Here is a 13,750-nt window from a genome sequence, read left to right as displayed (position 1 = left end):
GCGCAATATCCTGCCATCTGGGGTCGACTGCCGGCATGCTGGACGCATGTTGCGCAACGTGGTCGCGATCGTTCAGGACGGCGTCGCACCCTTCGAACTCGGGGTGTTGTGCGAGGTATTCGGCATCGACCGGAGCGAGGAGGGCTGCCCGGTCTACGACTTCGCGGTGTGCGCGGTCACCCCCGGCCGGATCCGCACCAAGGCCGGTTACGACCTGTTCGCCGAACACGGCCTCGACCGGGTCGCGCACGCGGACCTGATCGCGATCCCCGCGGCCGCCGAGCACGACGAGAACGCGCTGCCCGATCCCCGGCTCCTGGACGCGCTGCGCGCCGCGGAGGCGCGCGGCGCGTGGATCATGAGCGTGTGCACCGGCGCGTTCACGCTGGGCCGGGCCGGCCTGCTCGACGGCCGCCGCTGCACGTCGCACTGGAAGTACACCGACCGTCTCGCCCGCATGTTCCCCCGGGCCGTCGTCGAGCCGGACGTGCTCTACGTCGAGGACCGCCGGGTGATCACCAGCGCAGGCACGGCCGCCGGCATCGACGCGTGCCTGCACCTGGTCCGCCTGGAGGACGGCACCCGCGTGGCCAACGCGATCGCCCGGCGCATGGTCGTCCCGCCGCACCGCGAGGGCGGCCAGGCGCAGTACATCTCCCGTCCCCTGCCCGAGCGGTCCGGCAGCCCACTCCAGGCCACGCTCACCTGGATGGAGCGGCACCTGGGCCGGGACGTGACGGTCGATCAGATGGCCGAACACGCGCTGATGTCACCGCGTACCTTCGCCCGCAGGTTCCAGCAGGAGATCGGCACCACGCCCTACGAGTGGCTCACCGCGCAGCGCGTGTTGCTGGCCCAGGAACTGCTGGAGGAGACCGACCTGCCGATCGACGCCGTCGCCGAACGCTCCGGCTTCGGCAGCGCCGCGACGCTGCGTCACCACTTCCTGCGCCGTCGCGGCACCACTCCGCAGAACTACCGCCGCACCTTCTGCCCGGGAAGCGCCACCGCGTGACGGCCGCCCGCGCACGCGGTGTCGTCGCCGCGCGGACACACCGGCACACCGCCGCACACATCGACGCATACACCGACGCGTCAATGCACGCCGACATATCGATGCACATCGAGGCATCGATTCACCAAAGCACGCAAGACGTTTCAAGCAAGAAACATCGAAAACGCATCGAAGACGCGTCCAAGACGGCGCGGTGCGTGCTCTCCGGAGCGGTTGTCGGCGCGGGCGCGTAACCTTCGTCCTTCGGCGGTCCGGCCCGACGCTCTCTTGCCCCTGTCGCGGTCGGGCCGTCGTCAGGTGAGCTTGGCGGCGGCGCGCAGCGCCCGCATGATCTTGAATCGGTTCGGCCCCAGCACCATCATCGGGTGCGCGTGCAGCGCGTGTATGGCGTTGCGTTCCGCCCGCACGGCCGCCGACCACTGACGGGTCAGTTCGGCGTCCAGCCGCCCGGGGTTCTCGCGCGCGAACGTCGTGACGACGTCGGCCGCGTGGTCGCGGTCCCGCTGGAGGGCAACCAGCTCAGCCGGATTTTCCGCCGGTTCATACATGCGGATCATCGTAGGTGGCAAGCCGCCCTCGACCTAGGACATGCGTGCGTCACACGTGCCGCGAATCCCGCGCCTCCTCCGTCTGCGCCTGCTCCCCGGCCGGCCCCCGCTCGTCGCGACCCGCCGCGCAGTACAGCGCGACCACGCCGCCCAGGACCGCCGTGGCGAGCAGGATCACCCGGTGGTCCACCACCGCCAACAGGCCCGCCACGCCGAGGATGGCGAACGCCGTCGGCGCGAACATCAGGGTCCCGGCGGTCGCCGCGACCCGCCCCACCAGATGCCCCGGCGTCTCCCGTTGCAGCACGGTCATCGCCGCCACGTGCACCGCGGGCAGCCCGAACCCGATCGCCACGCTCCCGGCCAGCACCACCGGCAGCCACTCCACCGCGCGCAACCCCACCCCGACCGCGAACAGCGCCAGGCCCAGTACCGCGAACCCGCGCGCGCCGAGCCGACGGATCAGCGCGCCGGCGCACAGCCCGACCGCCACCGACCCGGCGCCCTGCGCCGCGTACAACACGCCCACGAACGCCGGTGGGCGGCCGAGCCCCTGGTCGACCACGGCGTAGATGGCACCACCGCTGATCCCGGACACCACCATCGCCAGGCCGCCGGAGAGCACCAGTCGGCGCAGCGGACGGTGCGCCCACAGGTAGCCCACGCCCGCCGTGGTCCTGCTCCACCACCCGCTTTCCTCGACCTCGACCCGCACCGGCCGGTCGAAGCGCATCAGCGCGAACACGCCGGCCGCGAGCACGAACGTGCCCGCGTCCAGCAGCGCGACGGTGTGTCCACCGGCCCACGCGAACAGACCCGCGCCCGCCAACGGCGCGATCAGCTTCATCCCCTCGGAGGCGCTGAGCCGTATCCCGTTCAGGTCGCCCAGGATGCCCGGCGCGACACCGGCGGCGAGCGCGGTCGACTCGGCCGCGTCCAGCAGCACGAAGCCGACCCCGTAGCCACACATCACCGCGAACAGGATCCACACCTGATCGGCCGAGCGCACGGTCAGCGTCGTGGTCAACAACACCGCGAGCACCAGGTTGGTGACCAGGAGCACCCGTTTGGCCGGCCATCGATCGACGACCGTGCCCAGCAACGGCCCGAGCAGGGACGGCGCGAACACCCCGAGTGCCATCAACGCGGCCACACTGTCCGAGCCGGTCAGCGTCTTGGCCCAGACTCCCGCGACGAGCGACATCGCGCTGCTGCCGAAGCCGGAGACCACCACCCCGCTCAGGTACAGACTCGCGTTGCGGTCCCCGAGCACCTTTACCGCACCCCACGCCACGCGCCCACCATGCCCCTCGTCGTCGATGTCGCGGCTCACCTTGCTGTACTAGCAGTCATGAGCAGCGACGTCACCCGATTCGTCGAAGAAGTTGAGCCGACCCGACTCAACTCCGATCTATTCGAGGGTAAAAGCCCTGATCCGGACGCCTTTCGGGTTTTCGGCGGCTGGCTCGTCGCGCAGGCGCTGGCCGCCGCCGGGGCCACCGTCGACGCCGATCGTGTGCCGCACTCGCTGCACACCTCGTTCCTGCGGCCGGCCGACTCGACGCTGCCGCTGACCTACCGGGTCACCCGCACCCTCCAGGGCCGCACGCTCAGCCATCGGCTGGTCGACGTGCTCCAAGCGGACAAGGTGGTCGTACACCTGGTCGCGTCCTTCCGGGTGACCCGACCCGAGACGCCGTTCGCGCACGCCCCGAGCGCGCCCGCCGCGCCCGACCCGACCACGCTGCCCACCCTCGCGCAGCGGCTGGCGGCGCTGAACGGCCCGTTGCGCCGGCCCGGGCTGGTCCGCTACAACCCGGTGGACCTGCGCTTCGTCGAGCCGCCGAGTTGGGCCGACGAGACATGCACCGCGCGCCCGCCGCACAACGCGCTGTGGTGTCGTGTCGACGGCGATCTGCCGGAGCGCGCGCTGCTGCACGCGTGCGCGATCGCGTACGCGACCGACCTGAGCATCCTGGACACGCTGGTGCTGCCGCACGCGCAGGCCCTGGGCCGGCGCTGGATCCCGCGGGCCAGCCTGGACCACTCGATCCGCTTCCATCGCCCGTTCCGCGCGGACCGCTGGTGGTTGTACGACCAGGAGGGCACCACGCTGCACGCCGCGCACGGCACGGTGCACGGCCGGCTCTTCGACGCGTCGGGCGCGCTGTTTGCGACGGTGAGTCAGGAGGCACTGTTCGGCGAGCCGGTCGAACACCGGCCGTAGCGCCGCCGAGGGCCGGGGGCGCCAGCCGAGGGAGTGCACATGGTGCAGGTCGGAAAGGTCTCGCTGAATGTCGACGACCAGGACGCGGCGAAGCGCTTCTGGGTCGACAAGATGGGCTTCGAGGAGGTCATGGACACGCCGATGGGCGAAGCCGGCAGCCCGCGCTGGATCGAGGTCCGTGCCCCGGGCGACGCCATCACGCTGATCCTGTTCAGCCACCGGTTCGACATGGAGAAGGTCGGCTCGCTCAACAACGTGCTGTTCACCTGTGACGACATCCAAAGCACGTACCGCGAACTGGTCGCCAAGGGCATCGACTTCCCGGACAAGCCCGCCCAGCAGGAATGGGGCTGGTGGGCCACCTTCCGCGACAACGAGGGCAACTTCTACGGATTGACCCAGCGCAACCCCTGACCCGCCCACGCCGCCGCCCCGGCCCGTTCGCGGGCCGGTGAGGCGCCGGCTGTGATCTTGCCCGCTTGCGGTCCTCGCGGGCGCCGTGCCCCTCGATTCCTGCGCGGGGTTGGGATATCCCAGGGTGTCATGGCGGACAAGGTGCTTCTCGACTACGACGGCCCGATCGCGACGATCACCAACAACAACCCGGACAAGCACAACGCGTTCGACGACGACATGGACCGGTTGTTGTGGCAGATCCTCGGCGAGCTGCGGCAGCGGCCCGAGGTGCGCGCGGTGATCTGGCGCGCGGTGGGCAAGTCCTTCTCGTCCGGTCGGGACGTGTCCTCGATCGGCGGGCACCGGGTGGAGTTGACACACCACGAGCTGATGACCCGCGGGCATCGCGGCGTGCAGCAGCTCTTCGAGTTGCCCGCGCCGGTCCTGGTGGCCTGCCAGGGCTGGTCGATCGGCGCGTCCTTCCAGCGCGCGCTGCTGTGCGACATCCGGGTGGCCGCCGAGGGTGCCCGGTTCATGCTGCCGGAGACCACCCACGGGGTGATCCCGGACACCGGCGGCGTGGGTCGGCTGTTCCAGATCTGCGGCCCGGGAGTGACCGCCGACCTGGTGCTCACCGGACGCCCGATGGACGCCGCCGAGGCGTACGCGCACGGCATCGTCTCGCGTGTGGTGCCCGCCGACGAACTGGACGCCACGGTGCGCGAGATGGCCGAGCGGATCGCCGCCGCGCCGGCGGTGACCATCAAGATGGCCCGACGCGTGCTCGGCCATCTCGCCGAACCCGCCGTGCGCGCCTCGATGGCCGAGGAACTGATCGCGCAGACCTTCGTCAACAAGTCGGACGACTACGCCGAGTTCCGCGCCGCCCGCGCCGAACGCCGGCCCGCCCACTACACCGGGAGCTGACCCCCATGACCGAGGCATCCGACGGCATCATCGGCCTGCCCGAACCACCCGCCCCGGGCGCCGCCGCGCTGCCGGCCGGTACGTACACGGGCCGCACGGTGTTCGTCACCGGAGGCGGCACCGGCCTGGGCAAGGCGATCGCGATCGAGTTCGCCCGGCTGGGCGCCGACCTGGTGGTGGCCAGCCGCAAGGAGGACCACCTCGAGGCCGCCCGCGAGGCGCTGGCCGAGACCGGCGCACGGGTGCGCACGGTGGCCTGCGACATCCGCGAGCCGGCCGACATCGCGGCGGCCTTCGACGCGGCCGTCGACACGTTCGGCCTGCCGGACGTCCTGATCAACAACGCGGCGGCCAACTTCCCGGTCCCGGCCGAGGAGATGTCGCCCAACGCGTGGCGCACCGTCGTGGACATCACGCTCAACGGCACCTACTTCTGCGCCCGCGAGTTCGCCCGCCGGCATCTGGCGGCCGGCACGCCCGGCTCGATCGTCAACATCGGCGCCTCCTACGCCTGGACCGGCGGCCCCGGCTTCGCGCACAGCGCCGCCGCCAAGGCGGGCGTCAAGAACATGGTCGAGACCCTCGCCGTCGAGTGGGGTCCGTACGGGATCCAGGTCAACGGCCTGGTCCCGGGCCTGTTCCCGCACGAGGACATGACCGCCGACATCAAGGGGAATCTGGCCGGCACCCACGACAAGGACCCCTGCCAGCCCGCCATGCGGGTCGGCCGGCCGCGCGAGCTGGGCTGGGCCGCGACCTTCCTGGCCTCGCCCTACGCCCGCTTCGTCTCCGGCCACACGCTGGTCGTGGACGGCGCCAACTGGCAGCGCCGCGGCCTGGTCAACCCGCCGGTGGTCACCGTGCGGCAGCAGATGGGCAAGGGCCCGTTCGAACTGCCGTGAGCGCGACCCGGGCGCCGACGCACCCGGTGGCACGGCGCAAAATGGCATAAATACGTCATATCTGCGCGGAAAAATGGACAATACGACGGTCGGGTCGATCGCGATTCCCTGGCGCGATCGGCCCGACGTCGTGTCCGTGCCCATCGCCGCCCAGTGTCTCGGAGCCCCGCATGCCCGATCGGCGTCTGCCCTTCCGCGCCCGCAGACACGGTGTGCCCGGATCGCAAGAGCCGCCCGAGCGCTCGATGGACCCGCGCGCGGCGGACGTCCCCGAACCGGCACCGGTCGAGCACAGCCTGATCGACGCGGCGATCTACGTGGCCGGCGTCCGCGTCGCCTCGCCGACCACCCTCGCCGACACCTACCGCGAACTGCACGCCCGCCCCGGCGCCATGGCCTGGATCGGGCTCTACCGCCCCTCCGAGAGCCAACTCTTCTCCGCCGCCGAGGAGTTCGACCTGCACGCGCTGGCCATCGAGGACGCGATCGTGGCCCACCAGCGGCCCAAGCTGGAACGCTACGGCGAGACGCTGTTCGTGGTCCTGCGCGCGGCCCGCTACCTCGACGACGTCGAGGAGGTCGATTTCGGCGAACTGCACGTCTTCCTCGGCGGCAACTTCGTGGTCACCGTCCGGCACTCCGAATCACCGGACCTGTCCGCCGTCCGCCGCTGGGCCGAGGACCGCCCCGAACTCCTGCGCCAGGGCCCGGAGGCGGTGCTGTACGCGATCCTGGACAGCGTCGTGGACGCCTACGCCCCGGTGGTCGGCGGCCTGCAGAACGACATCGACGAGATCGAGGCGGAGGCCTTCCTCGGCGCCCCGAACGTCTCCCGACGCATCTACGAACTCTCCCGCGAGGTGATCGAGTTCCAGCGCGCGACCCGACCGCTCCTGCTCATGCTCACCGACCTGTCCACCGGCTTCGACAAGTACCACGTGGACCAGGAGCTCCGCCGCTACCTGCGCGACGTCCAGGACCACGCGACGATCGCCGTGGAGCGGGTGGCGGGCTTCCGGTCGCTGCTCGAAGGCATCATGCGGGTCAACGCGATCGTGGTGACCCAGGCCCAGAACGAGGAGATGAGACAACTCACGGCGGCCAGCAACGCGCAGAACGAGGAGGTCAAGAAGATCTCCGCGTACGCCGCCATCCTGTTCGCGCCGACCCTGATCGGCACCGTGTACGGGATGAACTTCGACGAGATGCCCGAATTGCACTGGACCCTCGGCTACCCCTTCGCGGTCGGCCTGATGGTTTTGGTCTGCGTGATCCTCTACGTCGTCTTCAAGCGCCGCAACTGGCTCTGACCGCGCCGGACCCGACATCGGTCACGACTCCTTCGACAAACCTGTCGCGTTCTGTCAGGTATGCGGTCCAGGATCGTTTTTGCAAGGACGCACGAACGCGACACGCACGAACGTGACACGCAACAACGCACACCGAACCACCACTGGAGGAGCACCACCATGGCGAACATCGTTCTCGTTCCCGGCTACTGGCTCGGCGCGTGGGCATGGGACCGGGTCGCCGAGCCGCTGCGCGCGGCCGGACACGACGTGCTCGCGGTGACCCTGCCGGGCCTGGCGGCCGACGGCGCCGACGCCACCGGGATCGACCTCGCCACCCAGACCGACGCCCTGGTCGCCGAGATCACCGCGCGCGAGTCGAGCGACGTGGTCCTGGTCTGCCACTCCGGCGGCGCGTTCACCGGGTACGAGGCGCTGGGCCGGATCCCGGACCGGATCGCCCGGATCGTCTACGTGGACGCGGGCCCGGTGCCCGAGGGCACCTCGCTCCTGGACCTGACCGAGCCCGAGGAGCGGGCCCGGATCGAGGCCGAGGTGGCCGAGCGCGGCGACGGCCGCTACACCTACCCCTGGGACCCGGCGGCCGAGCCCGCGATGCTCGACGGGATCACCCCGGCCGACCTGGAGACGCTGCGCACGCACGCGGTGGCCCAGCCGTACGCGGTCGCGGCCAGTCCGCAGCAGGTCGGCGACGCGGCCCGGCTCAAGGTGCCCGCGCACATGATCACCTGCATGTTCCCGGCCGAGCAGGTCGAGGCGATGCTCGCCCAGGGCCACCCGTTCATGGCGGAGTTCGCGGCGGCCGAGGTCAAGAGCGTGCACGGCCTGCCGACCGGCCACTGGCCGATGTTCTCCCGCCCCGAGGAACTGGCCGCACTGCTCGCGGAGATCGCGGGCTGACCCGTACCCGCGGGGTGGGCCCAGGCCCACCCCGCGCGGGGGTGCCACCCCAGTGACCTGCACGGTCGTCGCCCGAGACACTGGTGACACCAGCAGCGCACGGCACATCCACGGGAGGAACCCGCATGAGCACGCTCACGCCGCACAGAGGCGACCCACCGGCGACCGGTTGGCGGCTCGGTCGGGCCCTGCTGTCGGCGTGGCACGGCTTCATCCTGGTCTTCCTCTCCGTTCCCACCCTCGCGCTGTTCATCACCTGCGTCGTGTTCATGACACTGATCCCGCTGGGCGTCGGCCTGCTGTTCTTCCTGCCGCTGATGTTGCTGCTGCGCGCCACCGCCAACCTGACCCGGACCGCGATGGGCTCGTGGTCCGGCGTCCCGATCGCGACCCCCTACCGGCAGCTGCCGGCGGGTGGGGGCGTGACCGGGCTGTGGCGGCGCACCCGGCGCACGATCACCGAGGGGGCCACCTGGCGGGACCTGCTCTGGGCACTGCTGTACCTGCCGTCGAGCCTGCTGCTCGCGTGCTTCCCGATGATGCTGATCATGAACGGTCTGCACGGCGTGCTGATGCCCTTCCTGTGGGAGGTGGCCTACCGGCACGTCGAGTCGCAGTGGTACACGTTCATCAAGGTGGACAGCTCGCAGCGGGCCGGCCTGTCGGTGCCGTGGGGCCTGGTGCAAATGGGCCTCGGCCTCGCCCTGGCACCGTGGTTCGCGCGGGTCAACGCGCTGTGGAACCGGTCCCTGCTCGCCCCCACCAAGGAGGCCGCGCTGGCTCTGCGGGTGCAGCACCTGACCGAGAGCCGGACCGACGCCGTGGACGCCTCGGCGGCCGAGCTGCGCCGGATCGAGCGCGATCTGCACGACGGCGCACAGGCCCGCCTGGTCGCGATGGGCATGAACCTGGGCGCCGCGGAGGCGCTGATGAACAGCGATCCGGAGGCGGCCCGCGTGCTGCTCGCCGAGACCCGCGCGGCCTCCGCCAAGGCCCTGCACGAACTGCGCGATCTGGTCCGGGGCATCCACCCGCCGGTGCTCTCCGACCGGGGCCTGGGCGACGCGGTGCGCGCGGTGGCGCTGGAGAGTCCGCTCGACGTCAACGTCCGCGTCTCGCTGCCCGCGCGGCCCGAGCTCCCACTGGAGTCCGCGGCCTACTTCGCGGTCACCGAGGTGCTCACCAACGCGGCCAAGCACTCCGGTGGACAACACGTCGAGATCGATCTGACGTACACCGAGGGCAAGTTGCGGATCACCGTCACCGACGACGGCGTCGGCGGGGCCGACCTGATGAAGGGCACCGGTCTGCGCGGCATCGAGCGCCGACTCGATACATTCGACGGGACGCTCGCCCTGCATTCCCCCGAGGGCGGCCCGACGACTGTGATCATGGAGCTGCCGTGCGACTTGTCCTCGCGGAAGACCTCGCCCTCCTGAGGGATGGTCTGGTCCGCCTGCTCCAGGCCCACGGTTTCGAGATCGTCGCCGCCGTGGACAACGGCCCGGAGCTGCTGCGGGCACTGGTGGAGCACAAGCCGGACGTCGCGGTGGTCGACGTCCGGCTGCCACCGACCTTCACCGACGAGGGCCTCCAGGCCGCCCTGGAGGCCCGTCGGCGTGTCCCGGGGCTGCCGATCCTGGTGTTGTCGCAGTACGTCGAGCAGTTGTACGCGCGGGAGTTGCTCGCGGACGGCACCGGCGCGGTCGGCTACCTGCTCAAGGACCGCGTGTTCGACACCGACGAGTTCGTGGACGCGGTACGCCGGGTCGCGTCGGGAGGTACCGCGATGGACCCCGAGGTGATCTCGAAGCTGCTGGCCCGCAACGTGCGGGACAAACCGCTGGCCCAACTGACGCCGCGCGAGCGCGAGGTGCTGGAGCTGATGGCGGAGGGCTGCTCGAACGCGGCGATCGCGAGCCGGCTGTTCGTCTCGGAGGGGGCGGTCAGCAAGCACACCACGAACATCTTCGCGAAGTTGTCGATCGACACGTCGGACGAGACGAATCGGCGCGTGCTCGCGGTGCTGGCCTACCTCAACGGGAGCGGCTGAACTTCCGACGGGGCCTGCGCGCCGGCGTGATCGAGGACGGCGACCGGACGCGGCCACGGGCGGCCGGGGCTGCCGTGTGGGATCGCTCTCACCCCGCACGAGCGTACGGCGCATTGGGGCGGGTGCTCACGAACCGGTGGTCAAGCGCAACAGCCGGTCCCGTTCCTCCTCGACGATGCGTTGGGCGCGCAGTACGACGGCCTCGGGCACGCCGTCCGGCAGTTCGCCCGAATCGCGGAATCGGCGGAGGTCGCGTGGACGAACGCCGGTGATGTCGTAGGCCTTCAACGCGGCGAGCGACACGGCGTAGTCGTCGAGTGTGCGAGGCATGGTCTCCTTCTCGCGCGCTGGGAGGTCCGATGCGGGCACCTCGGGCGAGCCGGCGTCGGCCGGATCAGGGCTGCTGTCGTACACGCTGCCCCCGTCTGATGTTGTCAACGTCATTGCGGCGGTGCGGGTTCCCGGTACCAATCTTCCGGACGGGAAGGCGCGGGTCGCTCCCCCGTACGGATGAACTTCGCGACACCTGCGGCAGGAGGCGCGGCGAGCGCGTACTCCCCTCGCCGCAGTACGCGGGTCGTGCGTACTCGACGAGGGCTGATCACCACACGGTGTTCGAGGAAGCACAGATTGTCATGGCGGGGGGCGGAAAGCCAAGCATCTTTTGCTATCGGTTCGAATCCGACCCTCCGCGCGCGCTTCCCCGCCCGCGCCCGGGGAACAAGCGCACGCGATGATACGTTCGGCCTGGTAAGTGTTTTGACCCTGAATTACCCGTTGAGCAAGGAGCGTGCGTGTCCGCCCAAGAGACGGACCCCCCTAGTACCGGTCCCTCCCGAGACTGTGATCGAAGCCGCGACGTCCGGGAGGCGGTCTCATGACCGCGGCTCTTGGCATAGCCGCGATCGTCGTCCTGACCCTCGGTACCGGTTTCTTCGTGGCCCAGGAGTTCGCCTACGTCGCGGCCGACCGTAGTCTGCTGCGCCGCCGTGCCGAATCCGGCGACAAGGCGGCGGCCCGGGCGATGACCGTGATGGGGCGGCTCTCGTTCATGCTGTCCGGTGCCCAGCTCGGCATCACCGTGACGGCCCTGTTGGTCGGCTTCATCGCCGAACCCGCGCTCGCGGCGGTGATCTCCCCCCTCCTGGACCTGATCGCCGTCCCCGGCGGCGCCGTCCCGGTGATCTCCCTGATCCTCGGCTTCGCGGTGGCCACCGCGATCCAGATGGTGCTGGGCGAGCTGGTCCCCAAGAACTGGGGCATCGCCGAGCCCGAGCGGGTGGCGATCCTGCTCGGGCGACCCACGCTGATCTACCTGAAGGTCGCCGGGCCGCTGATCCGCCTGTTCGACACGCTGGCCAACCGCATCGTGCGTGCGATCGGCATCGAACCGGTCGAGGAACTGCACGGTGGCGCCACCACCGAGGAACTCGCGCACATCGTCGACGAGGCCGGCCGCGACGGTGACCTCGACCCCGACCTGTCCGGGATCCTGCGCCGCGCGATCGCGTTCGGCGACCTGACCGTGGACCAGGTGATGGTGCCGCGACCGGACGTGGTCCGGGTGCGCGCCGAGACCACCGCCGCCGAGCTGATCGACCTGGTCGCCGAGTGCGGACACTCGCACTATCCGGTGGTCGGCGAGCGGGTGGACGACGTACTGGGCGTGGTCGGGGTGGCCTGCCTCCTGGAGGTCGCGCCCGAGGACGCCGCGCACGTGAGCGCCGGATCCATCGCGCGCCCCGCGCTGCTGGTCCCGGACACCGCCGGGCTGGCCTCGCTGCTCGAACAGCTCCGGGCCGCGCACGAGGAGTTCGCGGTGGTGCTGGACGAGCACGGCGGCCTGGCCGGGATCGTCACCTACGAGGACGTGGCCGAGGAACTGGTCGGCGAGATCGCCGACGAGAGCGACCACGAGGACCCCGTCGACACCGAGCCCGAGGACGGCTGGTGGCGGCTGGACGCGGGTCTGCGCGTGGACGAGACCGAGCGGATCGTCGGCGCCGAGCTGCCGGACGGCCCGTACGACACGCTGGGTGGTCTGGTCATCGCGCACCTGGGCCGGCTGCCCGAGGTGGGCGACCGGATCAGGGTGCCCGACCCCGACGAGGTACGCGCCGGGCGGCCGGCCGACGAGGACGACGAACCGATCCGCTACACCGAGATCGAGGTGCTCGAGGTCGAACGGCACGTGCCGGCGCTGGTCCGGGTCCGCGTGCTGACCTCCGCCCCCTCGTTCCCCCGAAACACATCCGAGTGGGGTGCCGAACGGCGCTCCGGTCGCAACACCGAGGTGACCGCATGACCCCGACCCTGGCCTCCGGTGGCGGCCTGGGCTCGCTGGAGCTGGGCCTGCTGCCGGCACTGGCCATCACGACCGCCCTGCTGGTGGGCAACGCGTTCTTCGTCGCCGCCGAGTTCGCGATGGTGGCCGCGCGCCGGCACCGCCTGGAGGCGCTGGTCGCCGAGCGCAGGCGCGGCGCCAAGTCGGCCCTGGCCGGCGTGCGCGAGCTGTCGCTGATGCTCGCGGGCGCCCAGCTCGGCATCACGATGTGCTCGCTGGGCCTGGGCATCGTCTCCGAACCCGCGATCGCGACCATGCTCGACCCGCTCTTCGACGCGGTCGGCATGCCGGCCGCGGCGGGGCACGCGGTGGCGTTCACGATCGCGCTGGTGGTCGTGGTGATCCTGCACATGGTGCTGGGCGAGATGGCGCCCAAGTCGTGGGCGATCGCCGGCCCCGAGAAGGTCGCCCTCGTGCTCGCGCCGTCCTTCCGCGGCTACACCCGGGTGGTGCGGCCGTTGTTGCTGGCGATGAACGGGGTCAGCAACGCGATCCTGCGCCTGGCCCGGATCGACCCCAAGGACGAGTTGTCCCATCCCAAGGACGCCGAGGGCCTGCGCCGCCTGGTCGGCGAGTCCCGCCGGCTCGGCCTGATCGACAGCTCGTCGCACGACGTGTTGTCGGGCACGCTGCGCACGCACACCGAGCCGCTGGCCCGACTGGTCGTGCCGACCGCCGAGATCGACTCGGTGCCGGCCGGCGCGGGGCCGGACGAGATCGTCGCGATGTCGCGTCGCAACGGTCGCAACCGGCTGCTGGTGCGTGGTGAGGACGGCACGCTGTTCGGCGTCGTGCACATCCGCAAGGTGCTCACGTCGCGCACCCAGACCTCCGGCAACACCGCCGGCGAGCTGGCCACGTCGGTGCTCACGCTCGGCGTGGACACCCCGATCCAGCGCGCGGTGGCCGCCCTCCAGGAACGCCGCGCGTCACTGGCCCTGGTCCACGCCGCCGACGGCACGCTCCTGGGTCTGGTCGGCCTCGACGACCTCCTCGGCAGCGTCCTGGGCGCCCGAGCGGCATAGCGCACATCAGCGAGCGTGGGGGGGGGGGGGGGGGGGGGGGGGGGGGGGGGGGGGGGGGGGGGGGGGTGGGGGGGGGGGGGGGGGGGGGGGGGGGGGGGTGGGT

The 13,750-nt window shown here is 71.1% G+C and carries 14 protein-coding genes; 11 read left to right on the top strand and 3 right to left on the bottom strand.

What is annotated here, in order from left to right:
* Positions 1 to 46: 46 nt before the first annotated feature.
* The gene (locus tag ACZ4FV_RS13745; RefSeq protein ID WP_395868328.1) at positions 47 to 1,015 is read left to right on the top strand and encodes a helix-turn-helix domain-containing protein; all 969 of its coding nucleotides are present in this window, start codon (positions 47 to 49) and stop codon (positions 1,013 to 1,015) included.
* Positions 1,016 to 1,308: 293 nt separating this feature from the next.
* Here the strand turns inward: ACZ4FV_RS13745 and ACZ4FV_RS13740 are convergent, their stop codons facing one another.
* Together ACZ4FV_RS13740 and ACZ4FV_RS13735 are read right to left on the bottom strand one after the other, a co-directional pair.
* Entirely contained in the window at positions 1,309 to 1,563 is a 255-nt protein-coding gene (locus ACZ4FV_RS13740; RefSeq protein ID WP_465322686.1) for a hypothetical protein, read from the bottom strand.
* 49 nt (positions 1,564 to 1,612) lie between these two features.
* Positions 1,613 to 2,896, bottom strand: coding sequence for an MFS transporter (locus ACZ4FV_RS13735; protein ID WP_395868330.1), 1,284 nt, complete (start codon positions 2,894 to 2,896; stop codon positions 1,613 to 1,615).
* A gap of 18 nt (positions 2,897 to 2,914) precedes the next feature.
* On the opposite strand from ACZ4FV_RS13735, the gene ACZ4FV_RS13730 reads away from it, so the two are divergent.
* From ACZ4FV_RS13730 to ACZ4FV_RS13695, 8 genes are all read left to right on the top strand, one after another.
* The gene (locus ACZ4FV_RS13730; RefSeq protein WP_395868332.1) at positions 2,915 to 3,790 is read left to right on the top strand and encodes an acyl-CoA thioesterase; all 876 of its coding nucleotides are present in this window, start codon (positions 2,915 to 2,917) and stop codon (positions 3,788 to 3,790) included.
* Between the two features lie 39 nt (positions 3,791 to 3,829).
* On the top strand, positions 3,830 to 4,204 hold the full coding sequence (locus ACZ4FV_RS13725; RefSeq protein WP_395868334.1) for a VOC family protein: 375 nt from the start codon (positions 3,830 to 3,832) through the stop codon (positions 4,202 to 4,204).
* Positions 4,205 to 4,333: 129 nt separating this feature from the next.
* Positions 4,334 to 5,113, top strand: a complete 780-nt coding sequence (locus tag ACZ4FV_RS13720) for an enoyl-CoA hydratase/isomerase family protein (RefSeq protein ID WP_395868336.1) — start codon at positions 4,334 to 4,336, stop codon at positions 5,111 to 5,113.
* Between the two features lie 5 nt (positions 5,114 to 5,118).
* On the top strand, positions 5,119 to 6,015 hold the full coding sequence (locus tag ACZ4FV_RS13715; protein ID WP_395868339.1) for an SDR family oxidoreductase: 897 nt from the start codon (positions 5,119 to 5,121) through the stop codon (positions 6,013 to 6,015).
* Between the two features lie 170 nt (positions 6,016 to 6,185).
* Positions 6,186 to 7,325, top strand: coding sequence for a magnesium and cobalt transport protein CorA (locus ACZ4FV_RS13710; protein WP_402230042.1), 1,140 nt, complete (start codon positions 6,186 to 6,188; stop codon positions 7,323 to 7,325).
* A 159-nt stretch (positions 7,326 to 7,484) separates the two neighbouring features.
* Positions 7,485 to 8,225 carry an alpha/beta fold hydrolase gene (locus tag ACZ4FV_RS13705; RefSeq protein ID WP_395868343.1) on the top strand — a complete coding sequence of 247 codons (741 nt, stop codon included), beginning with the start codon at positions 7,485 to 7,487 and terminating at the stop codon, positions 8,223 to 8,225.
* A gap of 125 nt (positions 8,226 to 8,350) precedes the next feature.
* A complete protein-coding gene (locus ACZ4FV_RS13700; protein WP_395868345.1) occupies positions 8,351 to 9,664 on the top strand; it encodes a sensor histidine kinase in 1,314 nt (437 codons plus the stop codon).
* Positions 9,628 to 10,278, top strand: coding sequence for a LuxR C-terminal-related transcriptional regulator (locus tag ACZ4FV_RS13695; RefSeq protein WP_465322685.1), 651 nt, complete (start codon positions 9,628 to 9,630; stop codon positions 10,276 to 10,278). Before ACZ4FV_RS13700 ends, ACZ4FV_RS13695 begins: the two co-directional genes overlap by 37 nt.
* Positions 10,279 to 10,404: 126 nt before the next feature.
* Here the strand turns inward: ACZ4FV_RS13695 and ACZ4FV_RS13690 are convergent, their stop codons facing one another.
* Positions 10,405 to 10,608: a hypothetical protein gene (locus ACZ4FV_RS13690; RefSeq protein ID WP_395868349.1), complete on the bottom strand. Its 204-nt coding sequence runs from the start codon at positions 10,606 to 10,608 to the stop codon at positions 10,405 to 10,407.
* 547 nt (positions 10,609 to 11,155) lie between these two features.
* Between ACZ4FV_RS13690 and ACZ4FV_RS13685 the strand changes: the two genes are divergently transcribed.
* On the top strand, positions 11,156 to 12,583 hold the full coding sequence (locus ACZ4FV_RS13685) for a hemolysin family protein (protein ID WP_395868351.1): 1,428 nt from the start codon (positions 11,156 to 11,158) through the stop codon (positions 12,581 to 12,583).
* A complete protein-coding gene (locus ACZ4FV_RS13680; protein WP_395868353.1) occupies positions 12,580 to 13,647 on the top strand; it encodes a CNNM domain-containing protein in 1,068 nt (355 codons plus the stop codon). The genes ACZ4FV_RS13685 and ACZ4FV_RS13680 overlap by 4 nt, the downstream gene beginning before the upstream one ends.
* Positions 13,648 to 13,750: the final 103 nt, after the last annotated feature.

Source organism: Embleya sp. NPDC025285 (assembly GCF_055558835.1).
This window is presented reverse-complemented; position numbering and strand designations above follow the sequence as displayed.